General features: G+C 48.2%; 22 protein-coding genes and 3 pseudogenes. 12 read left to right on the top strand and 13 right to left on the bottom strand.

Annotated elements, in window-relative coordinates; genetic code table 11:
* Positions 1–243 precede the first annotated feature (243 nt).
* The 4 genes from fbaA to RQN30_RS05485 all read left to right on the top strand — a co-directional run bounded on the left by fbaA (position 244) and on the right by RQN30_RS05485 (position 5483).
* Complete coding sequence (gene fbaA / locus RQN30_RS05500) at positions 244–1287, top strand: class II fructose-bisphosphate aldolase (protein WP_353061779.1); 1044 nt, start codon at positions 244–246, stop codon at positions 1285–1287.
* 924 nt (positions 1288–2211) lie between these two features.
* The gene (locus RQN30_RS05495) at positions 2212–3255 is read left to right on the top strand and encodes a YeeE/YedE family protein (RefSeq protein WP_353061600.1); all 1044 of its coding nucleotides are present in this window, start codon (positions 2212–2214) and stop codon (positions 3253–3255) included.
* Between the two features lie 186 nt (positions 3256–3441).
* Positions 3442–3732, top strand: coding sequence for a sulfurtransferase TusA family protein (locus tag RQN30_RS05490; protein ID WP_353061599.1), 291 nt, complete (start codon positions 3442–3444; stop codon positions 3730–3732).
* Between the two features lie 467 nt (positions 3733–4199).
* On the top strand, positions 4200–5483 hold the full coding sequence (locus RQN30_RS05485) for an adenylosuccinate synthase (RefSeq protein ID WP_353061598.1): 1284 nt from the start codon (positions 4200–4202) through the stop codon (positions 5481–5483).
* Between the two features lie 195 nt (positions 5484–5678).
* Here the strand turns inward: RQN30_RS05485 and RQN30_RS05480 are convergent, their stop codons facing one another.
* Entirely contained in the window at positions 5679–6956 is a 1278-nt protein-coding gene (locus tag RQN30_RS05480; protein ID WP_353061597.1) for an HD domain-containing protein, read from the bottom strand.
* 417 nt (positions 6957–7373) lie between these two features.
* On the opposite strand from RQN30_RS05480, the gene RQN30_RS05475 reads away from it, so the two are divergent.
* Genes RQN30_RS05475 through RQN30_RS05465 form a run of 3 tightly spaced genes read left to right on the top strand, consistent with a single transcriptional unit; the run spans position 7374 to position 8938 of the window.
* Positions 7374–7655 carry an SDR family NAD(P)-dependent oxidoreductase gene (locus tag RQN30_RS05475; RefSeq protein ID WP_353061596.1) on the top strand — a complete coding sequence of 94 codons (282 nt, stop codon included), beginning with the start codon at positions 7374–7376 and terminating at the stop codon, positions 7653–7655.
* Positions 7652–8215, top strand: coding sequence for an SDR family NAD(P)-dependent oxidoreductase (locus RQN30_RS05470; RefSeq protein WP_353061595.1), 564 nt, complete (start codon positions 7652–7654; stop codon positions 8213–8215). Before RQN30_RS05475 ends, RQN30_RS05470 begins: the two co-directional genes overlap by 4 nt.
* 21 nt (positions 8216–8236) lie before the next feature.
* A complete protein-coding gene (locus RQN30_RS05465) occupies positions 8237–8938 on the top strand; it encodes a lysophospholipid acyltransferase family protein (protein WP_353061594.1) in 702 nt (233 codons plus the stop codon).
* Between the two features lie 36 nt (positions 8939–8974).
* Here the strand turns inward: RQN30_RS05465 and RQN30_RS05460 are convergent, their stop codons facing one another.
* The 10 genes and pseudogenes from RQN30_RS05460 to RQN30_RS05415 form a co-directional block, all read right to left on the bottom strand.
* On the bottom strand, positions 8975–10585 hold the full coding sequence (locus RQN30_RS05460) for a sensor histidine kinase (protein WP_353061593.1): 1611 nt from the start codon (positions 10583–10585) through the stop codon (positions 8975–8977).
* A 75-nt stretch (positions 10586–10660) separates the two neighbouring features.
* Positions 10661–11371: a response regulator transcription factor gene (locus RQN30_RS05455; RefSeq protein ID WP_353061778.1), complete on the bottom strand. Its 711-nt coding sequence runs from the start codon at positions 11369–11371 to the stop codon at positions 10661–10663.
* 214 nt (positions 11372–11585) lie between these two features.
* On the bottom strand, positions 11586–11846 hold the full coding sequence (locus tag RQN30_RS05450; RefSeq protein ID WP_353061592.1) for a hypothetical protein: 261 nt from the start codon (positions 11844–11846) through the stop codon (positions 11586–11588).
* Positions 11819–12403: a hypothetical protein gene (locus RQN30_RS05445; protein WP_491608704.1), complete on the bottom strand. Its 585-nt coding sequence runs from the start codon at positions 12401–12403 to the stop codon at positions 11819–11821. The genes RQN30_RS05450 and RQN30_RS05445 overlap by 28 nt, the downstream gene beginning before the upstream one ends.
* Positions 12404–12586: 183 nt before the next feature.
* Positions 12587–13341, bottom strand: a pseudogene (locus RQN30_RS05440) (PspA/IM30 family protein).
* A gap of 128 nt (positions 13342–13469) precedes the next feature.
* Positions 13470–14042, bottom strand: a complete 573-nt coding sequence (locus RQN30_RS05435; protein WP_353061590.1) for a hypothetical protein — start codon at positions 14040–14042, stop codon at positions 13470–13472.
* Between the two features lie 77 nt (positions 14043–14119).
* A complete protein-coding gene (locus RQN30_RS05430) occupies positions 14120–14359 on the bottom strand; it encodes a hypothetical protein (protein ID WP_353061589.1) in 240 nt (79 codons plus the stop codon).
* A gap of 14 nt (positions 14360–14373) precedes the next feature.
* Positions 14374–14745: a hypothetical protein gene (locus RQN30_RS05425; protein ID WP_353061588.1), complete on the bottom strand. Its 372-nt coding sequence runs from the start codon at positions 14743–14745 to the stop codon at positions 14374–14376.
* A 38-nt stretch (positions 14746–14783) separates the two neighbouring features.
* Entirely contained in the window at positions 14784–14951 is a 168-nt protein-coding gene (locus RQN30_RS05420) for an LPXTG cell wall anchor domain-containing protein (RefSeq protein ID WP_353061587.1), read from the bottom strand.
* Positions 14933–15376, bottom strand: a complete 444-nt coding sequence (locus RQN30_RS05415; RefSeq protein ID WP_353061586.1) for a TPM domain-containing protein — start codon at positions 15374–15376, stop codon at positions 14933–14935. The genes RQN30_RS05420 and RQN30_RS05415 overlap by 19 nt, the downstream gene beginning before the upstream one ends.
* A 617-nt stretch (positions 15377–15993) precedes the next feature.
* Between RQN30_RS05415 and RQN30_RS05410 the strand changes: the two genes are divergently transcribed.
* On the top strand, positions 15994–16257 hold the full coding sequence (locus RQN30_RS05410) for a cold-shock protein (protein WP_353061585.1): 264 nt from the start codon (positions 15994–15996) through the stop codon (positions 16255–16257).
* 102 nt (positions 16258–16359) lie between these two features.
* Positions 16360–17144, top strand: a pseudogene (locus tag RQN30_RS05405) (DUF3027 domain-containing protein).
* A 105-nt stretch (positions 17145–17249) separates the two neighbouring features.
* On the opposite strand, the gene RQN30_RS05400 reads toward RQN30_RS05405, so the two are convergent.
* Positions 17250–17504, bottom strand: a complete 255-nt coding sequence (locus RQN30_RS05400) for a hypothetical protein (protein ID WP_353061584.1) — start codon at positions 17502–17504, stop codon at positions 17250–17252.
* 211 nt (positions 17505–17715) lie between these two features.
* The gene (locus RQN30_RS05395) at positions 17716–17874 is read right to left on the bottom strand and encodes a hypothetical protein (protein WP_353061583.1); all 159 of its coding nucleotides are present in this window, start codon (positions 17872–17874) and stop codon (positions 17716–17718) included.
* A gap of 244 nt (positions 17875–18118) precedes the next feature.
* Here RQN30_RS05395 and RQN30_RS05390 point away from each other — a divergent pair.
* The 3 genes and pseudogenes from RQN30_RS05390 to RQN30_RS05380 all read left to right on the top strand — a co-directional run bounded on the left by RQN30_RS05390 (position 18119) and on the right by RQN30_RS05380 (position 25483).
* A pseudogene (locus tag RQN30_RS05390) lies at positions 18119–19608 on the top strand (NCS2 family permease).
* A 431-nt stretch (positions 19609–20039) separates the two neighbouring features.
* Complete coding sequence (locus tag RQN30_RS05385) at positions 20040–24383, top strand: family 20 glycosylhydrolase (RefSeq protein ID WP_353061582.1); 4344 nt, start codon at positions 20040–20042, stop codon at positions 24381–24383.
* Positions 24384–24796: 413 nt separating this feature from the next.
* The gene (locus RQN30_RS05380) at positions 24797–25483 is read left to right on the top strand and encodes a metal-dependent transcriptional regulator (RefSeq protein WP_353061581.1); all 687 of its coding nucleotides are present in this window, start codon (positions 24797–24799) and stop codon (positions 25481–25483) included.
* The last annotated feature ends 152 nt before the right edge of the window (positions 25484–25635 follow it).

Genomic DNA, 25635 nt, shown 5'->3' with positions numbered 1-25635 from the left:
TGTGCTGTGCAGGAGATATTTTGTGGTGGAATCTTTTCTGCACAGCAGATTCATATTTGCGAAATATCCGCAAAATGCTTGTAAATGTACTGTTTTGTGAGTTGTTTTCGGGTGGGAGGAGATTGCAGGTATCTGTACAAAACTGATCGCCGGTTTCCAGATGTGAAAATTCGTGCCGGCACATTGCTTAAGACCTAGAATGAAACGCAAAATAGTGAAATAATTGTACTGTTCTAAAAATCCATTCAAAGGAGTTTTTCCGTGGCTATTGCAACCCCTGAGGTTTATAACGAAATGCTTAATCGCGCCCGCGATGGCAAGTTTGCATACCCAGCAATTAACGTGACGTCTTCCCAGACGCTCACCGCAGCAATTCAAGGCTTTGCAGAAGCAGAGTCCGACGGTATTATTCAGGTTTCCGTAGGCGGCGCTGAATACTGGTCAGGTTCCACCGTGAAGGATCGTGTTGCAGGTTCGCTTGCAATGGCTGCTTACGCGCGTGAAATTGCAAAGAATTACGACGTAACCGTCGCACTTCACACCGATCACTGCACCAAGGATAATCTTCCAACCTGGACCGAAGCACTCATCGATCTGGAAATTGAAGAAGTCAAGGCTGGGCGCAATCCATTCTTCCAGTCTCATATGTTCGACGGCTCTGCAATTCCGCTCGAAGAAAATCTCGAAGTTGCAAAGCGTCTCCTGCCAAAGGCGGCAGCTGCAAAGACGGTTCTCGAAGTTGAAATCGGTGTTGTCGGCGGTGAAGAAGACGGCGTAGTCGGTGAAATCAACGAAAAGCTTTACACCTCCACCGAAGACGGTATTAAGACCGTGGAAGCACTTGGTCTGGGAGAAAACGGCCGCTACATCACCGCTCTTACTTTCGGAAATGTACACGGCGTTTACAAGCCAGGGCATGTGAAGCTGCGTCCGGAAATCCTCGGCACGATTCAGGAAGAAGTTGCAGCTCACTTCGGTCTTGACAAGCGTCCATTCGATCTCGTGATGCACGGCGGCTCTGGTTCTACTGACGAAGAAATCGCAACCGCAGTGGCAAACGGCGTAATCAAGATGAACGTTGATACCGACACGCAGTATGCATTCACCCGTCCGGTAGTTGACTGGATGCTGACCAACTACGAAGGCGTGTTGAAGGTTGACGGCGAAGTTGGCAACAAGAAGAAGTACGATCCGCGCGCATGGGGCAAGGCTGCAGAAGCTGGCATGGCTGCCCGCGTGGTAGAAGCTTGCGAACGTCTCGGTTCCATCGGTAAGAAGATGAAGTAAGGTTTTCTGCGCAGCGTTTTTACGTTCCGCATTCCAGATTTCAGATTCTGCTGAAATAATTTAAAACTATTAGTTGCGGAGTGGATTTAACCCCACTCTGCAGCTAATTTTATTTTTGCCGAAAATACCAAAACTACTGCACAATCCCGAACCCGATCAGAAACCAACGTAACTGGCAGCAGGATTTGCTTTGGCTTACATAAGCAAAAATCGTCAACTTTTTATTCAGCTTTTTCTCTGCTACCATCATTCTCATCCAAAGCGCTTCAGCCTAGGCATGTATGCAATATGCAAATATGCAAATGAATAAATCAAAATACATGCAGAAGAATGTGCATATACTGCACGGCAGGCTAATTTTGCAGCCAGCTGAAGCCCGAATCTTGAAAGGGTATCGAATGGCTATCTTCGCACAGCATGCATCCGCCGCTAACTTCGGCGTATTGATGTGTTGTTGCTGTTTTGATAGCTGTACCATGCCGAGCTTGGCGATCTGAAGCAGCAGCTTCGCCATAATACACTCGCTGCTATTTGCGGAAAGCAGTTAATTGCGCGTCCGAAATCGTGCTCAAACTTATAGCTTTGTAGAAATTACCGCTTTCATCGCGGAAGTATCGAATATTTCGGCTTGATTTTGCAGATTTTAGTTTTCGCGAGTCATGTAAATACATGTCAGGCAAATACGAGTCAAGCAAATACGTCTCAGGCAAATACGTCTCAGGCAAATAACTGTGCGATTAGTGTTTTAAGTGTTTCACTGCAAACTACTTCAGATTCCAGCTCGGCGTAATCATTACAAAATACGGATCCGGCAAATCAGATGCGGCGCGCTGCAGCCGTTATCCGTTTCCTGGCAGATCACAATTCGCAAAATGCATCTCAGTGCATTTTGAAACGTAAATTTCAAAGATTCAAAGGTTAAAAATGTTACTTTCCGGCTTAATTATTGGGCTTATTCTCGGTTTTATTTTCCAGCGCGGACGCTTTTGCGTAACTGGCGCTTTTCGTGACGTCTGGCTTTCCGGTGCAACCCGCTGGCTGAAAGCATTTCTCCTGGCAATTGCAGTGCAAGCAGTAATCGTGCAGATTTTCGTAAGTTTGGATTTAATTCATCCCGCACTGGAAGCTTTCGCCCCGCTCGCAGTAGCAGGCGGTTCACTGATTTTCGGTATTGGAATCGTGGCTGCTGGCGGGTGCGCCACCGGCACCTATTATCGCAGCGGCGAAGGACTTGTTGGCTCTTGGGTGGCACTCGGTTTCTACGCTTTTTCAAGTGCGGTAATGAAACACGGAATCGGGCAGCCTCTTGAGCACTCAGCGCGCAGCTACGAACTTTCCGAAAATACTATTTACGGCACATTCGGAATCTCGCCGTGGGTGCTCGTAATTGCATTCGCTATTTTCGTGAGTTACCTGTTTTACCGCCAACATCAGCAGACGGCGAAAATTGCCGCATTACCAGCAAAAAGAAGCGGTATCGCACATCTGCTTTTTGAAAAGAGATGGAGTCCAAACGCCACTGCGCTCGCGGTTGGAATAATAGCTGCAATAGCTTATCCGCTCTCGGAAGCGACGGGAAGAGCCGCTGGACTCGGGGTCACAACACCGTCGGCAAATATCATTGCATTTCTGACAACAGGAAATACGCAGCTGATTGACTGGGGGATGCTTTTTGTGCTCGGAATAATTCCCGGCTCGTATCTGGCGGCAAAACTTTCGGGCGAATTCAAAATCCGCGTGCCTGATGCGAAAACCGTCGTGCGGGCAATTTGGGGCGGAAGCTTGATGGGAATAGGCGCTGCAATTGCTGGCGGATGCTCGATTGGGAATTCGCTGGTTTACACTGCACTGTTTTCGTGGCAAGGCTGGGCTGCACTGTTGTTTACCTTTATCGGAGTAGGGATTGGCGCAAAATTATTGATTCAGCCGCAGAAAACTGCACAAGTGAAATTAGTAGTGCAAAGTTAGATTTTTACTGCAGTGCGGCTGCGTTTGCAGTTGCATTGACGGCTGCATTTGCGGCTGCCGTCTGAGCACTTATGCGTGTGCGGATACATTTGAAGAAACACGGTTAAGTTATTTGACTGAAAATCGAATTTATTGAAAAGAATCAAAGAATCATTGAAAAATCCAGTGAAAAATAGTGAGGCAGTAATGGGATTTTTAAAATTAAAACGGAAAAAACAAGAAGTAACTCCGATAGCTGCGGGCGGAAATGGTAATACCTATCGGCTTGATACACTCGGGCAGGTTTGCCCATTTCCATTAGTTGAAGCGAAAAATGCGATTGCCGGGCTGAATGCGGGAGATTTACTGCAGATTGATTTTGACTGCACTCAAGCAACGGATTCAATTCCTGCCTGGGCTGCGCAGGCAGGATATCCAGTAGTCGATTTCCGGCAAGTTGGGGAAGCGCAATGGAGTATTACGATCGCGAAAAATTAAACGTCTGCTGTAATGATTGAAACATGATTGAAATGTTTCGCAGCTTTTGCGAAACAAAGCAATTCAAGAGTCATGCAAGCGGGAATTCTTCGGAGCGAAATCTCCGCGGATTCCCGCTTGCGTATTTAGTTCAGATTCGGCGAGCTTTGGGTGATAAAAGCTGCGGTTAAGCCGATTAATGCCGAGCGGTAAAAATGCAGTGAAGATATACCAGTCTGTTACGGATTAACCGTGAAATCTTTCCAGGCGAAAGCAGCAAATAACCCAAGAGCACGGCGAAAATGCCGTCTCCGCTGATAATTTTCCGCGTTGTGCGCTTTGCCAAAGACTTGTGATAAGCTACCGCATCTTCTAGACTTGGAAAGTAAAGCGCCACTTGTTCTTTTCGAGTCCGTTTTACCAATAAAATCGGTTGCTAACCGTAAGGATTTGTAAAAACCTCTGGAAGCAGAAGGGCGTGGATTTAAATGCCAGCAGTAGTTATTGTCGGTGCACAGTGGGGCGACGAAGGCAAAGGTAAAGCTTCGGATCAGCTCGGGACGCAAGTAGATTATGTAGTTAAATTCAACGGCGGAAATAATGCCGGACACACGGTAGTGGTAGATGGAGAGAAATTCGCACTCCACCTGCTTCCTGCCGGTATTCTCACCCCGAATTGCACTCCGGTAATCGGCAACGGTGTAGTTGTAGATTTGGAAGTTCTTTTCGCAGAAATTGCTGATCTTGAATCGCGCGGAATTGATACTTCGCGGCTGCGAATCTCCGGGAACGCGCACGTAATCCCGTCGTACAACAAGAAAATGGACGCAGTAAATGAGCGGATGCTCGGCAAGCGCAAACTCGGCACCACCGGGCGCGGTATTGGGCCAACCTATGCAGATAAAATGAATCGTATCGGGATTCGAATTCAAGATTTATTTGACCCGTCGATTTTGCGGCAAAAAGTGGAAGGCGCCCTCGCACAAAAGAACGTTATGCTTGAATCTTTGCTTGACGAACAATTCGATGTAGCGGCAATTTCTGAAGAGCTGCTTGCTTATGCGGATCGTGTAAGACCAATGTTAATGAATGTCACATCGGAGCTGAATCACGCGCTCGATGCCGGCAAAACGATTGCGTTCGAAGCCGGCCAAGCAACAATGCTCGATATTGACCATGGCACTTACCCGTTCGTCACTTCTTCTTCTTGCTCGGCAGCCGGCGCTTGTACCGGTTCAGGTGTGGGGCCGCGCCGTATTGACCGCGTAGTTGGTGTGGCGAAAGCCTATATTACGCGCGTTGGTGAAGGTCCGTTCCCGACGGAACTTTTTGATGCCGACGGCGAGCGTCTGCGTGAAGTTGGGGGCGAATATGGCGTAACCACGGGGCGGCCGCGTCGCTGCGGTTGGTATGACACAGTGGTCGCACGTTATGCCACGATGGTTAATTCACTCACCGATATTGTGATTACCAAGCTTGACGTGCTCACTGGGCTGGAACAGATTCCAGTTTGTGTCGCTTACGATATCGACGGCGAGCGCGTAGACGATATGCCTGATTCGCAAACCGCGATGCATCACGCGAAGCCGATTTATGAATATTTCCCAGGTTGGAGTGAAGATATTTCTGGATGTGAAACTTTTGCTGATCTGCCTGTGAATGCACAGAATTATATTCTTGAACTGGAAAAACTGTCGGGATGCCGAATTTCTTCAATCGGTGTTGGTCCGGGCCGCAAGCAGACAATCGTCCGCACGGCGCTGCTTGACTAGTTTTGGTTTGCACTGCTGCGGTTTCAACCTGAGTAAACCAACCCCGAGCGACTAAAGTTAATGCAAGTTGCTCGGGGTTAATATTTGATTCGTTTCAAGCTGAACCAGATCAAAGCAAATGCGAAAACAAAGTCGAAAGCAAATGTGAAAGCAGACGTGAAAGCAAACTTTCGATAACAGGAGATTGTGTTCAGTTTAAAAATCCGGTTCAGCTTCAATTCCATGTTTAGCTGGTTCTGCGGAATCAGCTGGGGTGCCGGAAGAAAATTTTGGTTTGATAATCTTCGGTGAACGTTTCGGGTCGAAATCTTCATCGATTACTTCAAGCGAGGAAAGCGGCGCCTGCACAGCTTTTCGGACGAGCGTATTTCCGTTTATGCACTGTACCGTTTCATACTCAGAAGATACTGATAACGGCTTTTCTGAATCTGAATTATTCGGCACAGCCGGATTTGTGCGGGTTGTGCCGGTTTCAGCAGCGTCTTTAAGTGAATCCGGAGTTAGATTTGCAATATCGCGTTCAGCTGTGAACAACGCGGGAGCGGCGGACGTGATTCCGGATTTTCCAGATGCGATTGAACCAGATGCGGCGGAATTCGGAACAGCAGATTCGGGAACGGATTCGCCGTTATTGCGATTTTGATGATTTGTGCTGCTCACAGCTGCAGCGATTTGTATATTCCCGCTTTCCCGTACCTGTACCAGCTCAGCTGTGAGCTGGTCAAGCTCTGCGGTTAAATTTTGGCGGGCAATATTCTCCCAAGAACTGGCTAAAGGAGACATATAAAGTTTTTTCCGCGCAAGGAGACGCTGCACAATCTTAATTCGTGCGGCGAGAAAATGGGTTAGCGGAATGTGTGCGTATTCTTCACGGATTCGCAGAGAATATTTCCGATATCGCTGCGGTTCCACAGCAAGCGCCCCGAGATGAGCATCGCATAATGCGTGTTGATCCATATCGATTGCTTCAAACACGCCGGTTTCAGAAATAGTCATATTGTGTGTATCAGAAGAAAGATGTGTTTCGGTAAGGGGCGGAATTATTTCTGCCGTTTTCCGGTCAATTCCGCGTTTCTTTAAGCCGATGATTAGCTTTTTTACCGCCTGAATAGATTCACGGGGTAAACCGAGCAAAGTCATTTTCTCCTCAGCCATCCGAGCTGAGGCATGTTCGTCTTCACCGCCATTGCGTGTGTACACATTTATATCTGAGGTTGAAAATACTATTCCGTGAAACCATGTCGCAATTCGGACCAAATCAGCATTAGGGGTTTCAGGTGCGAGTGAATCTACACGCGAAAGCATATCAAGCAAATGTTGGAATCCGTGCTCGAATCTGCCGGGAGCGCACCATGCGCGAATCAAATCATCGCAGCAGGCAATAATATTTTCGCGGGAAGCAGCAGCTCCAGCATTCAGCATACTGCGGAGAAAACTTTGTGATACCCACTGCGGGGTGTCTTTCGATTCCATCAATCCTCCAGAGACGAGACGAAACAAATCCTATACCGAAAGCTGCGCGGCAGCTACTTTTCTCGACGCTGCCGGATTTCGCGAATGAAATATTTTAAAAATGTATCGCTGCGGATTTCCGTGGATACTTATATTTCGCAGGAAATCTGCCCTGATTTCAGAATGAATGTGTAAGATGGTACCAAGAATGATACCGTTTCCAATTTCTTTTGGCCGGGAACTGTTTTAAGTTAGTAGAGTGAAGAAAAGCTATCAACTCGGATCTGAGAATTCTATGTCAGCAAACTTTCGCGATATTTTATTGTGTATGAAAAAAGCGGTAATTTATGGTGTGAAAAGAGTTTTGCATCTATTCGGGATATGCTAATCCGGAAGACACCAGCCCGAAATACGGAAAAAACTGCATCGAAAAACGTATTGGAAAATGCGTTGGACGCTGGCCGGGAAAATAATATCGCCGGATCTTCCCGCAAAAGCAGGAGCGTTGAAATTTCCGGACGGGCATTAGTGACGGGCGGTACTTCGGGGATTGGTTATGCTTTCGCCCGGCAGCTTGCTGAACGCGGGCTTGACGTGGTGCTTGTTGCGCGTGATGCAGTGCGGCTTGCAGAAACAGCAGCCCGTCTCAAAACACAATACGGTGTTGATGTTGAATATATTGCCGTCGATTTGCTTGAAAAAGAAGGTTTTTACAGGTGAAGGCACGTCTTCTTGATTCGGCAAAGCCGGTTACGGTCTTTATTAACAATGCCGGGGCAGGCTGCTATGACCGGCTGACATCTACCGACTATTCCGGTATCCGGCGCAGTGCAGAATTGATGGCGCTTACCCCGATGGAACTTGGCGGTGCTGCGGCTGTTGCGATGAAAGAACGCGGATCTGGTTTAATCATTTCGACGGTATCGTTCGCGGCGCTTGTTCCGATGGGAGCTTACTCGGCAATTAAAGCAATGCTCAAGTTCTGGTCAGATTCGCTCTATACCGAACTTGAAGGCACTGGAGTGCATGTGGTCTCTTTTCTTCCAAGCTGGGTGCATACAGAATTTCATTCACGCACCGGTGTATCAAATAGTTCGTTGCCGAATTGGGTTTGGATGGAAGCCGACGAGGTTGTATCCGCAGCATTAGCTGGTGCGGAAGCAGGCAAGCCAACTGTTATTCCCGGCCGGAAAATTCGCTTCATCTCATTATTCGTAAAACATTTACCAGATAGTGTGCTTCGGAAAATTGGGCGTAAACTAAATAAGGGTCGGCGTTAACACTGGGGAGGAATGCAAAGAATGAGCCAGCAGCTTCACCCGCTCGCTGATTACCATAGCGCTGTGAAACGGAATATGCGCAAAGCAGTTCGGGCAATTGTAACCAGACCGACAATCAAAACTTTATTAAAGACAAAAGTTGAAGGTGCAGAAAATGCTGCCGAGCTGAGCGGCGCATTCGTGGTGGTCGGTAATCATACGTCACATCTTGATGCGCCGATGGTTTTTTCGCTGCTCCCAAATAATGTCACGCAGAATCTTGCAACAGGCGCTGCAGCTGATTATTTTTACCGTCGGAGAGGGATTTCAAAGCTTACTTCGCTATTTTTTAACACTTATCCGGTAGAGCGTCCGGGGAAGAAAACACTCAAACCAGGTGCTGCTGCCGGGATGACGGGGCGGCTGCTGCGGGATGGTATTCCGATTTTGCTCTTTCCGGAGGGAACTCGTTCGCGTGATGGCAGCCTTGGAAAATTCAAACCTGGAGCAGCTGCTCTTGCAATCAAATTTGATGTGCCGGTCTTGCCGATCGCAATGGCGGGCGGCAGCGAAGCAATGCCGGTAGGGGCATCTTTTCCGAAACTAAACCATCCTGAGGTGGCGTTATATATCGGTAAGCCAATGCGGGCACTTTCGGGAGAAAATGCTGAAGAATTCACGGAGAGAATCCGCGCACACATCGCCGCAATGCTCACGCAGGAAAGCGCTAATCCTGCGGATTAAACCGGTTCTCTGGCTGCAGCCCGGAGGCCTGCTCCGCTATTCTACTTTGTAATCTCCAGTAATGATTGCCTGTACTTGCGACGGCAGATGAGTTGAAATTGTACCTTCAGACTCGGCAATACAGCGCGCCTTTTCCGTCGCTTTCGTTAATAACGACGGAAATTTCATTTGTACGGTTAAACCGCCGCCGGGAGTTTGCAGAATTCGTGCTGAACCGCCGTGTGCTGCACAAATTGCGGCGACAATTGCTAAACCAAGCCCTGTACCGCCGGAGTCGCGTGACCGTGAAGAATCTGTACGGTAGAAGCGTTCGAAGATTCGTTCGCTATCCTCTGGGTTAATACCCGGTCCGTGATCGCGGACTTCAATCACTGCATAACAGTCTGCAGTTTTTGTAAGATCGGTATGTGGCTCAATATCTTTACCAGATTTATCTTTGACACCAACCGCTACTTCCACGGCAGTGCCGTCGGGTGTATGTGTAATCACATTGGTGAGGAGATTCGTGATTAGTTGTGTGATTCGATCTTGGTCGGCATTGATGACGATTGGTTCGAGTTCGTGCCCCGAAAGTGAAATTACAGATGCTGGACGGTTCGGCGACCGCACGAGGAAATCTGCCACTGAGTTCATCGCAGTTGAGACTAACTCGACTTGCGTGAAGCGCAGTTGCCGGCCTTCGTCGAGCCGCGCAAGCTGCAGGAGATCTTCAACAAGATTCGCCATTCGTGATGCTTCCGATTCAACCCGTTCGAAAGCGTGGCGAACCTGTTCAGCAGGAACACCGCCCAAACGGTAAAGTTCAGCGTATCCGCGAACAGTTGCGAGCGGTGTGCGCAGCTCATGGGAAGCATCGGAAACGAAGCGCCGCATATTTTGTTCGGAAAGTTTCTTTGCCTCAAAAGATTGTTCAATTGCCCGCAGCATTTCATTAATGGAACTGCCGAGAAGCGAGATTTCAGATTCGTCTTGCGTCAGGCTCGGTACTCGTACTGAGTAATCTCCGGCCGCTACTGCGTGAGTTACCTGTTCGATATCGCGCAGCCGGCGGAGCGAAAGCTGGATTGAAATATATGCAGAGAAAGCCCCGAAAAGCACAATAATTGCAGAGAGGAACGCCATAATCCGCACTACGCTGTCGACCATCGCATACACATTCTGCAAGTGGTGTGCAATCAGCAGGGTGCCGATAGTGTTTCCGGTGATTGTGGAAGTGAGCTTAATCGTGATAATTCGCCACGGAATATCGGTATGTGTTCCCATAACAGTACGCGGGTTTGGGTCAACTGTGTGCAGAAGTATCTCGGAGTTAGCCGGAGTGCCATAGTTTTGGATAACAGTTGGATGTGCTAACTGCGCTGAACCAGCTCCATATAAATCGATACGGAAATAGAAATCTGATGGAAGAATCTGGTTTTGGGAACCGGTAATTAGTTGGTCAACAGTTTGGGAAGCGAAAATTTTTCCGGAAGAAGTAAGCGATTTGTCTAGTTCATTCATGAGATATGATTTCAGCGTGACCGCAACCAACGCTAAAAGACCGACTAATACCACGGAAAGCATGCCGATGAAAACCAAAACCAGCTTCCAAGACAGCGTTTGGTAGAATTTTGGGTTTCGATGTGCAGTCGTCTTTGAATTGTTCATATTTCGGGATGCTCAAAACTTCTCAAGTGTATATCAGCAAACTTTGGATTTTCACTGTTGCCTGCCGCAGGCATTTTACTTATTTTCGCGCAGCACATAACCGATTCCGCGTTTGGTATGGATTAATGGAACGATACGTGCAGCTTCCTCCGGATCGGTAATTCCCAGTGATTCTGGGGAATCTATTTTCCGGCGGAGATATGAAATATACGATTCGACGATTGAGACTTCGCCGTTCCACGCATAATCCCAGACGTGATCGAGAATCTGAATTTTTGAGACAACACGTTCCTGGTTTTCCATCAGATAGCGGAGCAGCTTAAACTCTGTCGGGGAGAGGTCAACAGAGCGCCCGGCACGTGTTACCTCATAGGAATCTTCGTTCAATTCAAGATCAAGGTAACGGATAATTGAAGCTTCGTCGGTAACTGGCTGTGTACGGCGGAGCACTGCACGAATCCTAGCAATTACTTCTTCAAGTGAGAATGGTTTAGTGATATAGTCATCCCCGCCCACTGTCAGGCCTTGAATTTTATCTTGGACATCATCTTTTGCGGTTAAGAAAAGTACTGGCAGCTGGTAGTTGCGTTCGCGCAGATGGCGAAGTACTTCAAAACCATCCATATCGGGAAGCATAATGTCCAGTACAACCAGATCTGCGGCAAACTTGCTTTCAATTTCCAGCGCTTGTTTTCCGTCTTGTGCTGTCGCAACTTCGAATCCGGCAAATTTCAGCGAAACCGAGAGAAGTTCACGAATATTCGGTTCGTCGTCAACTACGAGAATCTTCGCTTCAGGTGCTTTTTTCCATCCATGAGGGTCATTTTAAACTCTTTTCTGAAAGTTTCCTGAATCGGAATTTTTATTAGCCGTCCGAAATGATTCGAATCTTTCAAAGGGATAAATCCAGATATTTCAAATTCGGAAGAATAATGAATTCTGAAAAATTACTGTTTCAGAATCCGGTTAAAATACGTTGCTGCATCGCTAACTGCGGATGCTAGATGAATTCGTATGGGTTGTATTCGTCAATATCGATTGTAGATACGCGGGATAGCGGAATCGTGAATGCATCTACATCGTATTCAAGATCGATAATCTTTAGACCGCGTTCTTCGAGTTCTGCAAGTGAGAGTGAAAGATATTCACGGAAGCAAAGTATTGCAACATCATGCCCGGCATCTAGCAGCATTTCGATTTGCGGCAAGTAGTCTACATCGTGTGAAGCGATTACTACCTTTGCTGTCGGTTTTTCCTGCACAATTGCTTCAATGGTTTTTGGATGCCGATGTCGACAATCTTCAGTTCCGGATTTTCGGAAGTGAGCAGGATTGGCTGCCAGCCGATGGCAAGAAGTGCCTGCACGAAACTTTTTGCAACACGCTGGGAGGCGTTTAGGAAGAAAAGCCCGCGGACATCTGGTTTTGCTGCCGGATTTTGTGCGGAATCTGTTTCATACTTTGCGGTTATTTCAGCAGTTTCAGTATTTGCGGCAGTCTCAGCAGTTTCTTGATAATTATCTGAATTCGGATCGAGATAATTTTTCTGCTCGTGATGGATGCTGTTTGTAAAAATCGCCGGAGTTACATGGTGCTGTTCTTGCGAATCGGCAGCTATTGAACTGCTGTTCGCTTCATTTTTGGAAATCTCGGGCAGTTCGATATTTTTGGTTTCACTGTTGTGAGCGTATTCGTTCCACGGGTCATAACGAAGTACCCGATCCCAGCGGGGGCGTTCTTCGCCGCGCGGGAATCTTTTGAGAATATTTACCCCAAGAGTGGCATCAATGTTTTCACCATCAATAAGAAAATAAATCATATTCATAGTTGAATCGTACACTTATTAGCGGCACGATTCGGTTTTCGGAGCTGCTTTTCAACTTTAGCGAAATATAAGCGGTTGGGATGTGCCGGCTATCCCAACCGCTTCAGAGTTAAATCAATTTCAATCACGCAGCAATAGTGCTGAATTATGTGCTGCTATGTGCTGCGGCAATTAAAATTAGTATGATGTGAAATCGCGTCCTTCGATTGTCTTCGGTTCTTCTCCTGCAGTAAGCGCAGCAAGACGCGCTTCTACTTCTGCATCGGCGGTAGAAATTTCAAGTTCGGCAAAAGGATCTTCAAATGCTGCAGCGGAAATTTCTGCCCGCCCTGCAGCGAGGCTTCTTCGCGGCGAATCTTGTCTTCAAAACGGCCAAGTTCGGAAGTCGGATCGAGAACATTAATTGAGGACATAGCTTTCTGAACTTGATTTTGTGCCGCTACAGATTTCTGGCGGGCTACGAGCTGATCGCGTTTATTGCGCAAATCATCAAGCTTGCTCCGCATCTTGGTGAGACCATCCTTGAGCTTTGCGACCACTTCTTCTTGTGATGCGATTAGCGGCTCCGCGGTTTTAGCTTCATTTTCTGCGGAAATTTGGCGTTCGAGTGCAACCTTTGCAAGGTTATTGAACTTTGCGGCACCGTCAGAATTTCCGGCTTCGGTAAGCTCTTTCGCTTTCTTTACGGCAGCAGCAGCTTTCTGACCCCATTCGCGGGCAGACTTGATGTCTTCCTGGTAGTCGGCTTCAGCAAGGCGCAGATTGCCGACGGTGACAGCTACTGCGTCTTCTGCTTCAGCGATTGAGTTGGTGTAATCCCGAACCATTTGGTCGAGCATTTTTTGCGGATCTTCAGCGCGATCAAGCAGGGCGTTGATATTTGCGCGTGCAAGCTGCCCGATACGTCCGAGGATTGATTGCTTTTCAGTCATTAGTTTCCCTTTCGTAATAAAGTGTCATTGGTTAAGCAGTATCCGTGATAGATGTTACCGAAAAAGTGCTTGGTGCCACATTTTATTTTAGTTTTTCGGCGTTTGGCGAATTTACTGAATATGGTGTTTTAGAATCCCTTCCGGAAACTGCCGCCGTCAGAGAAACCGCCTCCGCCGGAGAAACCATCTCCGCCGGAGAAACCGCCGAATCCGCTGCTGCCTCCGCGGTTTCCGCCGTCGAAGATTCCGTCAAGTATGGAACTCACAATCATGCCGGCGAGAAAATCGCCGGTTGAACCGCCGCGGGAGCCGAAATCACGATGCGTGCCGTGGTTATTTATTGCTCGCTCAGCTGCGTTAATGCTTTGCCGGGCAGCAGAATTTGCGTTTTGATACAAAGTGATCTGATTTTCCAATGGAACTGTTCCGGCTTGGTTATAGTACTCTTTGGCGCGAGCCAGTAAAGTGCGGGCGTTTGCACCTATGCCGGAGCGGTATCGGTTAATGAAATCTTCTGCTTCGGAAATTGCAATCTGCGCACTTTGCATTGCGGCATTTGTATTCGCGCTTAAACGTGCCCGTATTTCTTCTGCTTCGCGAACTTGCTCCAGTGCTGCGTCAAGTTTTGCTTCAGTTGCTTGCAGTTCTTCGTTCAGCGCAAGATAATCCGGGCTATTCGCTGATTTTGCACGTGCAATCACTGCTTGGGCTGCCGCTTTTGCGCTTTCAATTTCCGGATTCCCATTGCTCAGGCGGTTTGCGTCGGCAATATCAGAATTCAGGAAGCAATATTTCCGGAAAAGCGTTCCTTCGCGGTTTCTAATTCGGTGGATGCTGAATCTATCCGTGCGAATAGCGCGGCTGCTTGGCTGAGTGTTTCTTCACCCATCTTCGCATATGGCACAGCGCTGTTTCTTTCACCTGCTGCGAGCTGCTCTTGTGCTGTGTTGAGAGATTCCGCAACTGCTTTGAGCAAAGATTCAATTTGATCGGGATAATGGCGTAATGCCTGAAGCATTGATTCTGGATATTTTAGGGCAAGGTGGTCAATCTTTGATGCCGCCAGCGGAATCTGACTGCGAAGTTCGCTGGCGCGGGTTCGCAGCTCGGGAATTTTTGATCCACACGTGCTGCAAGATCCCGCAGTTTATTAAAACCTTTTTGCTGCCGGGTAAGTACGGTTTGCGCTTGACTTACCAAATCTAAAATTTCGTTATTCATTTGGCGCTGCTGTGCCGGCGTTTCCGGATCCGGGTCTTCAAGCAGACGCCGTAATGCGAAGCCACGGTCAAGCGCCTGTTTTGCATTGCGAAGCGCCGACTCGAAATCTTGAGTTGCCTGGATTCCAAATTCTGCACGCGCAAATTCAAGCTCTGCAGCAGCAGAACGGACAGAATCGTCCACAGAAAGCAGCGAACGTGAAGCTTTCTCAGAAAGTTCTTTTAGCGATAGTTCTTCGGCAGCAGCTGCACGTTTTTCTTCCGGCGCGAGAAGAGCCAGATTCCTCCGCCGACAACCGCCGCTCCGCCAACAATTGCGGCGGTTCCGCCAAATCCAAGCGAATTTAGTAATCCTCCTTCGATGAGCGTATTCACATTCTGTGCAAGCAATTTAATGCCGTCGTCCCATTTTTTTCTTTGAAAAGATTCAGTACTTCTTTGTTCGTGGCTTTGTCAAGGAGAGTTTTCGTCATCCCATCTTTTCCGCCGGCAGTAACCCCGAGTTCGCGAGTGCCGGTAGAGATAGCTACCAGCCCGTCGTGTGATTGCAGACCGGAGAGTTTAAAAGTTTTCTTCGTCCAGGCATCGGCTTCTGCTCCTGAAAAATCTTTCACAACAACTACCCAAAGATCTGCTCCGCGCACTTTCATAATCTCATCTTGCACGGCATTTTCGTTAACAATCACATTCGCAGAATCAACAAAATTTTTGTCTAATTCAATCGGATTTTCCGCAAAAGCAGTTTGCGGCAGAAAAAGCAGGGCAAGAGCCGCTGCCGAACTGGCTCCAATTTGCAGGATTCGATTCCGGGCCATTACTTTCTCCTTTATTAAGTCAATACAAGGTACGAATATTGGTTAATTCCAATCGGATATTCTTATTTATATCAATCTATCAAGGGTTACCCCGAAAATTCTCTTGCTTTTTCCGCTCACGCCAGGAGCGTAGCGTGAATCTGAACCGGAAAGATGTGTTTGGTGTAATTTTATTCAGCTGTTTTCCGCTGTACTCCCGTGTTCTGCTGTATTCTTACAGCAGTTTCGGGTTCGCAGGGTGTACAAGGCAATCGAAAGCCCGCGTTCTGCTGTATTCTTACAGCAGTTTCGGGTGCAGCGGATGCGTTTCTCCGCTCACCAAAGTGCAGAAGATTGTGAAAATCGCAAACGGACTAGGGAAGTGCGGAAAAAGATGAGATACTGAGTAAAGACTTAAACTTGCGGAAGCCTTATGTGCTGTCGGAACATATTATAAAGTGCAGAAAATGTATGTAATCGTGCAGATACAGTGTGTGTAGAATTTAAATGGGCGTGAGGTCTGCAAGGCGTGCAAAATAAAAATAAAAAGGTAGAATATGCTTTCATGCGTGCAGCAGCGAGCAAGGTCACGCAGCAAATGCAGGATTTGCCTTTAAAAAACGGAATGGAGATTTGAAGTGCCTACTGGAAAAGTGAAGTTCTTTGACGACGCTAAGGGCTTTGGTTTTATTGCAGGTGACGACGGCAACCAAGTGTACCTCCCGAAGAGTTCTGTGCCGCTTGGTGTGCGTTTGCGCCCGGGGGTGCGGGTTGAATACGGTGTTGGCGATACACGCCGCGGTCCGGCAGCGCTGCAGGTTTCTGTGATTGCAAAGAAAAATCGCTCGCCGAGCAGGCACGGCGGAAGCCGGAAGAGATTCTTCCGCTCATTGAAGACTTAATCAAAATTCTCGACGCATCCTCAGATCAGCTGCGGCGCGGCCGTTATCCTGATCATGGGAGCCGTATTGCGCAGGCACTGCGTGAGTTAGCGAAGGATTTTGATGTCTAATAATCGGATTTTTCTAAAAGCGCGGGTAGCAAAGGAAAAAGTGCTTGCGGAAGCTGTGGATGCGGCTCGTGAAGCATTGTCTGAGACTACGGCGGAGAAAAATATCGGGAAACATGCCGGGATGTGGCAGGAAGCAGACCGCGTGGTTACACACGCGTTCGAATGTTTGCTTCCGGGATATCGCGGCTGGTATTGGACTGTTACTCTTGCCCGTGCTACACGGAAAACCAAGGTTACGGTAAATGAGATTTCGATTCGCCCAGGAGATGAAGCGCTGCTTGCTCCGGAATGGGTTCCGTGGGCGGATCGGCTTACACCGCAGGATGTCGGCCCGTCTGATCGGCTTCCATATAATCCGGATGATTCAAATCTGGACCGCAATGATCCGGACTTAATTCAAGGATATGAAGAAACTGGTGCGGATCTTGACGCGGCAGAACAATGGGAGATTGGTCTCGGCCGTGTACGGGTTCTTTCTGATTCCGGGCGGAAAGCAGCATTTCGCCGCTGGTACCGCTCTGATGCGGGTCCGCGGAATCAGGCAACGCGCGATGCGAAAGCCCCTTGTTCTATGTGCGGATATTTTTGAAGATGGCTGGGAGTGCGCGGCAAATATTTGGGGTGTGCGCAAATGAATGGTCCCCTTTCGACGGGCGTGTAGTTTCGCTTGATCATGGCTGCGGTGCGCATTCAGAGACGGATGTCCGCCACCAGAGCCAGCTTTGGGTTGAATCCGTTCCGGTAGTTGATGAATTGGAAATTGATTATTCGGAATAATTATCTAAATCTTTGAAGATTTTAAAGATTTCGGTTTTCAGCTCTCTGCAGTGATGAATTGATTTATACGGCGTTTTATATGTTTGTTTGTGCTGCAGGTGCCGGCTAATGTAACTGACGGCATTTTCTCTTCCCAGTGTCACGTAACTGGTGGCGGGATCTAGTTTGGCTAACGTAAGTAGCGGCATAATCCGTATTTTTTAACGTAACTGGTGGCGAGATGCCCTGTGTGGTTACGTAAGTGGTGGCGAAATGGGTAGTTTTGATTAACGACGGGATTACCGTCGTTCCTTTACGCCTGTGACCTGCGCAAATATAATCGTTTCCGCCGGTGAAAACCACAGCCCGAGTTCTTGCCACCAGTTGCGTAATGAGAATGAGTTCTTGCTGTTGGTTGTACGGTGCTGCGGATTGATTACTTGGGTTGGTGCAATGTATCTGGTGTTTATTGGGGTGGAAAGCGGTGTTTTTGCATAGATCAAGCTTGACCGCTGTGCAAAAACACCGCTTGGAACCGGCCGAACCAGACCCAGCTAAAAAGAACCTGCACAATTTGTTGCTACCGCGGGCATCAGCTGCCGTAACTGGTAGCAAAATCCCCGCGAGCACCCGCCGCACGATGTTCATTCACTGCCCACCCGGCCGTACGCCATGCCGCAAGATCCGCTAAACCCGCCCGCCTGACTAAACCCGCAGCCTGACTAAAACCACCCGCCTTACTAAAACCCACCGGTTCCGCCCACCCCGCTAAACCCGCAGCCCAACTAAACCCGTCATATCGCAAGACTCACTAAATCCGCCGGCTTTTTCCTCCCCTCCCCGTGCAAACAAACAAAATACGAGAACCCGCTTAATCGTGCCGTGAAAGTAATGCTAAGCACACTGCGCGCCCACAAATCTCACTATATGTACAGTTTACGCTCATAATTTGAGCGTGCCTTGAGGTGTTTTTGCGCTTCGAGCAAACTAGATGCGTGAATACAACAAATGGCACTGCTCATGCAAAGCAGAAAAATCAAAACAACTCATCCGCTAATTTTTTGGAAAAAATTTTTGAACTCACCGCACGCGGTACCAACGTTAGCCGTGAATTACGCGGCGGTTTCGTCACTTTCCTCTCAATGGTGTACATCCTTGTACTCAACCCAATAATCCTTTCCGGTCCGGACTCCACCGGCGCATTTCTTGGCGGCGGTACAGAAGCGAATATCGTCGCAATTGCTGCCGGTACCGCGCTTGTTGCCGGCGTAATGACGCTGCTAATGGGTGCCGTCGCAAACTTCCCGCTCGCTCTTGCGGCCGGACTGGGGTTGAACTCGGTAGTGGCATACATGCTCGTACAAATCCCGGGTATGACTTGGGCAGACGGCATGGGAATTATTGTGATTGAAGGAATTTTCATCGTCGTGCTTGTGCTCACGGGTTTGCGTGAAGCAATTTTCCGCGCAATTCCAAAATTTTTACGTGTCTCAATTTCCGTCGGCATCGGCATGTTTATTGCGCTGATTGGATTTTCCAATGCGGGGCTGGTGAAAGGAAATAATGCCGGTCCGACACTTCTCAACTTCGGAAATGCCGGATCAATCGACACCTGGCCGCTGTTTGTTTTCATTCTGGGTCTCTTCCTGACATTTATTCTGATGGCGCGGCGCGTGCCCGGAGCAATTTTAATTGGGATTGTTTCCACCACAGTGCTTGCTTTTATCCTTGAAGCTGCAGTGCATATCGGTGCAAAAAGTGAAGAAAATCTTGGCGGCTGGGCCAGCTCCGTGCCGACCGTGCAAGACTCACTGATTCAGATTCCGCATTTTGATACGCTCGGGCAATTCTCCATTACTGGTCCGTTCCAAAAACTCGGCGTAGTCACTGTGGCAGTGCTTGCGTTTACCGTAATGCTTGCAGATTTCTTCGACACAATGGGAACAATGGTGGCTGTGGCTTCTGAGGGAAGCTGCTTGATAAAGCCGGAAATCCGCCCCGCACACGTGCAATTCTTTTCGTTGATTCAATTGCGGCAATCGCAGGCGGAATGGGCGGTGTTTCCTCGAACACGTCATTCGTCGAGTCCACTTCCGGTGTTGCCGACGGCGCCCGCAGCGGCCTGGCTTCAGTTTTCACCGGACTTTTCTTTCTGCTTTCAACTTTCCTCGCACCTCTTGCTGCGCTTGTGCCAAGTGAAGCAGCGGCTCCGGCTCTTGTTGCCGTCGGTGTATTGATGATGATGCAGGTTTCCGAAATTAACTGGAATGATTTCTCAATCGCAGTACCGGCATTCCTTACGATTGCGTTCATGCCGTTCGGTTACTCGATTACCGTCGGGATTGGTGTGGGCTTTATTGCGTACGTAATTATGGAAGCTGTGATGGGACGCGGCCGAAAAGTTCATCCGCTGATGTGGGTGGTGGCTTTGCTTTTCGTAATCTATTTTCTGATTGGTCCAATTCAGGCAGCGCTGCTGCAGTGATTTTCCATCCGGAATTGGATGCATTTAGGCATTGGATGCATTGTAGGCATGGAAGGCATTGAAGCTGGCGCCGCCGAAAATTTAGTTTGGCGGGCTTCAGCGAAATAAAATCATTTTTCTTAACGACGGCTGCAGGGTATATTCCCGGGCAGCCGTCGTTAGTTATATTCTCCGGACTTGCAAATGTGCAAAGCGGATTAAATGCTTTCACGAATTTCGAATCTTGCTAGCGCGCAGCTGGGAGGTATGGAATACTTGGAATATCTCGTCGGCGTGGTTTTCTGCTCTCGAAAATAATTGCATAGATGCAAGAATTTTACGGGTATCTGCGTCTGATTGCTGCCGGTATTTCGGATTATCCGGTACAGCGCAGCGGGGTAGTAGAAACTTTTTCCGCCGCGGGCTAATCGTGAAACAGGGAATAAAACACAATGCGCACACGGTTCGAAGGAGCATATGTGAAAAACGTTGATTTTGCATTTCGGAAAAGGATAGTTGCCGGGGTTTCAGCGGCGCTCGTTATTTTGAGCGGAGGTGTGTTCGGCACGGCAGCTGCGCCGGCTGCGCTCGCTGCTCCTGCAGTTGATAAATATATCAGCGGTTCAGATTTGTATATTGCAGGTTTTGATTCTGAACAAACCAGCGGCGAGCCGGAACCGAGCGGTCCGGCAGCAGCGGCAATTGATGGCAATGTGAATAGCTATTGGCATACCAATTATTCAGGCGGGGAAACGCCTGGGCCGCATTTCATTACGGTGGGTGCATATAAAGATGAGAATCTGCAAAGTTGCAGTTTCGCTGGACTGGAATATACTCAACGTCAGGGCAGCAGCGGTGAAGGTGCAAAGAACGGTATCGTCGGTCAGTATGAAATTTATGTTTCGGACGCTGCAATTACGCAAGATTCTGCTTTTACGGAAAATTTGAAAGCTGCCGCCGGCACATTCAAGGATTTAAACGACCCGCAGCTTGTAAAATTCGATGCGGAAAAATCAGGAAAGTTCGTGACTTTGCGGGCGAAGTCTGCATTGGTGAATAGTCAAAAGCTCACTTCCGTCGGCGAAATTCGCTTAGTGGGAAGTTGTAAAACAGCTGAAAATGAAACGATCGTGACCCCGAAAAAACCGGCACAAAGTGAAGACACTGCAAAAATTATAATTCCAACCGTCGAAGGGGTGGAATACAAGATTGGCAATGCGGCTGTAACTGGTGAACAAACTCTGAAAGCGGGCACTACAACCGTAGTAGCTGCCCCGAAGAATGGTTTCAAGTTTTATGGTGCACAGAGCGTAAACTACGAGTACGAATATCATGGCGTTCCGGTACCGGCTACGATTCCATCACTCAAAAACGATTTTGTACGCACAAATGGATCGTGGACTCTCACCCAAGATGCTGCCGTTGTGCGTCCTGAATCGTTTGCAAAGAGTGCGCAGCTGCTGGTTGACGAATTGAATGCTTATACTGAAGGCGCTGCGATTAAGGGTGTTAGTTCAGGTAAAGGTGTTGAAATTGTAATCGACGAATCTCAGAAGAATACTTTCGGTGAAGAAGGTTACAGGATTGAAATTTCCGATACGGGAGTGAAAATCACTGCTGCGGAAAATCGCGGTGCATTTTGGGGTACGCGCACACTTTCGCAGATGCTGCGTCAGAGCTTGACTCTCCCCGGCGGTTCGGTTACAGATGCGCCCGCCTATGCTGAACGCGGTGTTACTCTCTGCGCCTGCCAGATTAATTTCTCTACGGAGTGGATTGAGCGATTCTTAAATGAAATGGCAGATTTGAAGCTTAATTCTGTGTTAATGGAAATGAAGCTAAAGTCTGATGCATACCCGGTAGCAAATACTTTCTCTTACTATTCACGTGATGATGTGAAGAAGTTTGTGCAGAAAGCAGATTCTTACGGAATTGACGTAATTCCAGAAATCAATTCGCCAGGGCATATGAATGTTTGGCTTGAAAACTTGCCCGACTTCCAGCTGAAAGATCAAGCTGGGCGCGGTAACGCTGATCGGCTTGACATCACTAACCCGAAAGCAGTGAAGTTCTACAAGACGCTTATTGATGAGTACGACGGCGTGTTCTCCACCAAATACTGGCATATGGGCGCAGATGAGTATTTGATGGGTGCCAACTATGCTGCGTACCCGCAGCTAGCTGCATATGCAAAGAAGATGACCGGTAATGATGCGGCAACGGGTGCTGATGCGTTTACATACTTCATTAACGACATCAATAAGTATGTGAAAAATAAGGGTAAGAAACTGCGGATTTGGAATGACGGTATCGTGTCTACAAAGGCAGTGACGCTCGATAAAGATATCATCGTAGAGCATTGGCTTGGTTCAGGACGTTCTGCAAATCAACTTGCGAATGATGATTACAAGCTAGTAAACGCAAATTTGAAACTTTATTTTGCTCGTGCAAATCCATATCCGATTCAAGCAAACGGACCTGCGTTTTTATATGACGATCCAAACTTTGGAGTGAATATATTTGCTGGTAACGATGGTGTGGTGAAGAAGACTGAGAATATTCTCGGCGCGAAGCTCTCGATTTGGCCGGATAACGGTGTGAAGCAGACTGAAAATGAAGTTGAAGCGGATATTTATGAAGCGATGCGTTATGTAGCTCAAATTACGTGGAAGGGCGGAAATCCTGCCGACAATCCAACCTATGCTGACTTTAAAGCAAAACGTGTTGCCAAGATTAAGCGTTCCCCAATGTGGGAGAACGTAAATCGGAAGCCGCTTGCTGATGGTTTATATACTATTTCGCAGCCAAATGGTGAATCGCTCAAATTGTTGGATAATGCAAAGCTTGGCGGTAACGACGAATGGACGCTTACTTCCACACCTGATCATTACTACCAGTTAAAGAACATGACAACAAACCAATGCCTCTCGGTTGTCTCTGGATATAAACATCTATCAACAGTTACGCAAGTAGGTGCTCGTCCGGAAGCCCGTCCATGTGCGGATGTCTCGAAGATCTATATCGGAAACCAGGCTGGTAATAGTAACTATAGTGAGCGTAATACGCAGAAGTGGATGCTGCTGCCAGTTGGTAAGGACACTTTCGAAGTGGTGAATGCTGTAACACTGCAGCATCTTGCAGTGGCTGCGGGAACTGAAGAACACGTAGATTTCCGCACTTTTAACGGAACGGATAAGAATACCAAGCCAAGCGCTGGTGAAGTTGTACAGTTCCCGGATGATATGACTGATGATGTTTGGACAATTAAGAGCTCAACCCGTTCCTTTAGCGCAGCGGCAGAAGCTAATCCGTCAAAGGCGTATCCGTCAGCCGATGCTGCCGGTATGGCGGCGATTACTGTAACCGTTACGAATCGTACCGATGTTCCGCTTACGGGGATTAAAGTAGTGCCTCCGAAGAAATCCGGTTGGGAATTTGAATCAGCGCCAAAAACAATTGATTCGATTCCGGCTAATGATTCTGCTGAAGTGACTTTCCCGGCAAAGCCTGAATGGTATCTCGGGGATGCTGAATTTGTGTTTAAAGTTTCTGCAGGCGGTGAAACTTCTGAAGCGCGGGTTAAGGTAATGGCAGTCTGTGGTCTTGCCGCTGCACCGGCAGCGATTGTTGCTGCTGATTCTGAAGAAAAGTCTGGTGAACCAAAGCCTAATGGGTCAAAAGAAAAGGCAGGCGACGGTGATCCGAATACTTATTGGCATACCCGGTGGCAAGGGAGTACGCCAGACTTTCCGCACTATATTGATTTGCAAGTTGGCGGCGAATCAGTAAATCTGTGCGGTTTTGTTTACACTCCGCGTCAAAATAATGTGAATGGCCGCGTGAAAGACTTTAAGATTTATGCTGCTGCAGAGCTGCCGGAAGATGCTGCGGGCTGGGGTGAACCGATCGCAGCTGGTTCCTTTGTTAGCGGTGCTGAGGCGCAAACTGTTGCCTTGAATGTGAAAGCTAAGTACCTTCGTCTTGAAGGTCTGAATGCACAGCCTGGCGTAGGTGATTCAAAGGTGATGTCTGCTGGAGAACTTCAGATTATTAAGGGTACTGCTCCGAAAAAGAAGCTTGTAAATCCAATTGGGCCGGCTTATGAGGGGCTGAAATATACGATTCCAGCAATTGATGGTGTGAACTATCAGGTTGCGGGTAAAAATATCGAACCGGGAGTTTATGAAGCAAAACCGGGTGAAAAGCTCGGCTTTACGGCTGTACCGGCCGACGGGTTCTATTTTGCAGATTCTTTCTTTGACGCTGAGGGTAATTTCATTCCGTGGATTCATACTTTCCGCAAAGTGATAGCTCCGGAAGAACCGATATGGGATGATGCGAAGATGACTTTCACTATACCTGACTCGGAGTATTTCGATTATCTAATCGGTTCGACGCTGCTCAAGCCGGGTGTACAGCCAACTGTAGCGCCGAACTACACCGCTCAGGTAACTGCGCAGCTGAAGGAGGGGGCGGCAGGGGTGCAAGTTGCCCCTAATGCGGTAACTGGCTGGACTCACGATTTCCCGAATAAGGCTGTGAACCCAGGCGGCAGCGATCCTGGTACTAATCCAGGTACTGGCAATCAGGATAACCCAAGCGGAAAACCTGGAGAAAAGCCTGGCGGTAAACCAGTGCAGCCGGAGGTGCCGATTCTCGACACGGACACTGCAGCTGGAGAGAAGGTTGGTGCCGGGCTGGCAAAGACCGGCGCTGGTGTGTTTGGTTTGCTGTTAATTGCGGCATTCCTCAGTGTTTCCGGGATTTCAGTTCGCTTCCGCCGTCGGAATGGCTGAGATCTGCTTCGCAGTGAATTAGCTAAACGGTAGGTTTTGGAAGTGTGCCAGTGTTTATTTTATCGACGCAGAAACTTTCCGGAATTTGCGAATTAGTGCAGCTTTGAGCGTAATAATTGCAGAAAGGAATAGTTCGGCTGGTTTCCTCCTCGTGCAGATGGAGAAAACCAGCCGAACTCGCGCTCTAATTCGCTAATACGAGATTTAAGTGACGGATTTGGTGCGTTTATTTGTGTACGTGCTATCTATAGTGCGCTTAGTTACCATTATCTAAAGAACATGTATTTCGTGATTGTGGAAACTTAGAATATTTCACCTGCTTTTGGATTGGTGTTTTATTCGGATTGGTATTTTGGCGGTTTCAAGTCTGTATTTTCGAATATCTGCAAACGTCTCTGCGGAAAGGGTTGGCAATGAGTGAATTGATTGATACTACCGAGATGTATTTGAAGACGGTATTTGAACTTGAGGAAGAAGGAGTGCCGGCATTACGGGCGCGGATTGTGGAGCGGTTGGGGCAGTCTGGCCCGACCGTTTCGGAGACGGTTGCGCGTTTAGAGCGTGACGGCTTATTGGTGATGCCCGATGGGCGCCATATTGAATTTACGGCACAAGGGCGGATGCGTGCCGTGGATGTGATGCGGCGTCACCGTATTTCTGAGTGTTTTCTCATGGATGTGCTGAAAATGCCGCTTGCGAAGATACATGCTGAGGCATGCCGTTGGGAGCATGCTATTTCGGATGAAGTCGCCGCGCGCATGGCGGAGACTGTTGGTTCTCCAGCAACAGACCCGTTTGGTAATCCGATTCCTGTGCAGGCTAGTTCAGAGCGGGAAAGTGCTTCAGTGGAAGAATTGGGGCTAATCTCGCTTGCTGAAGTAAAGATTCCTGTAGGCGGAATAGAAACTGTTCGGGTTGTTCGTTTTGCGGAAATGCTGCAGCTTGATGAAGAACAGATTGCGCTTTTCGATGCTGCAGGATTGCTTCCGGGAGCGGAAGTGATTGTGCGGGAGATTTCCGGTGATGACGTGTTCGTAGATGTGGGTACAGAAAAACTTGCTGTGCCGACTGCGGTGGCGGCGAGAATTTTCGTAAAGTAAAACGTGCTTTTTCGGTTTTCGGAAAAGGTATATTTTCGATTTTGCAGTGTTGATTTCGGGTCTTACCGGCAGGCGCTGTGATTGGGTGTAAGCGCTGTAATAGTGCACGGCAGATATTTGTGATGTGCTGGAGTGCGGATGAATATACTGAA

The organism is Arcanobacterium hippocoleae (assembly GCF_040360365.1).
GTDB lineage: Bacteria > Actinomycetota > Actinomycetes > Actinomycetales > Actinomycetaceae > Arcanobacterium_A > Arcanobacterium_A hippocoleae_A.
Note: the sequence above shows the minus strand (reverse complement) of the source record. Positions and strands in the feature narration are given on the sequence as shown.

Coding starts and splice junctions, on each gene's coding strand:
- RQN30_RS05495 (WP_353061600.1), top strand. CDS start 2,212: ATGTTACTTTCCGGCTTAATTATTGGGCTTATTCTCGGTTTTATTTTC.
- RQN30_RS05490 (WP_353061599.1), top strand. CDS start 3,442: ATGGGATTTTTAAAATTAAAACGGAAAAAACAAGAAGTAACTCCGATA.
- RQN30_RS05485 (WP_353061598.1), top strand. CDS start 4,200: ATGCCAGCAGTAGTTATTGTCGGTGCACAGTGGGGCGACGAAGGCAAA.
- RQN30_RS05480 (WP_353061597.1), bottom strand. CDS start 6,956: ATGGAATCGAAAGACACCCCGCAGTGGGTATCACAAAGTTTTCTCCGC.
- RQN30_RS05465 (WP_353061594.1), top strand. CDS start 8,237: ATGAGCCAGCAGCTTCACCCGCTCGCTGATTACCATAGCGCTGTGAAA.
- RQN30_RS05460 (WP_353061593.1), bottom strand. CDS start 10,585: ATGAACAATTCAAAGACGACTGCACATCGAAACCCAAAATTCTACCAA.
- RQN30_RS05445 (WP_491608704.1), bottom strand. CDS start 12,403: ATGATTTATTTTCTTATTGATGGTGAAAACATTGATGCCACTCTTGGG.
- RQN30_RS05430 (WP_353061589.1), bottom strand. CDS start 14,359: ATGCTTCAGGCATTACGCCATTATCCCGATCAAATTGAATCTTTGCTC.
- RQN30_RS05415 (WP_353061586.1), bottom strand. CDS start 15,376: ATGGCCCGGAATCGAATCCTGCAAATTGGAGCCAGTTCGGCAGCGGCT.
- RQN30_RS05385 (WP_353061582.1), top strand. CDS start 20,040: ATGCGCACACGGTTCGAAGGAGCATATGTGAAAAACGTTGATTTTGCA.
- RQN30_RS05380 (WP_353061581.1), top strand. CDS start 24,797: ATGAGTGAATTGATTGATACTACCGAGATGTATTTGAAGACGGTATTT.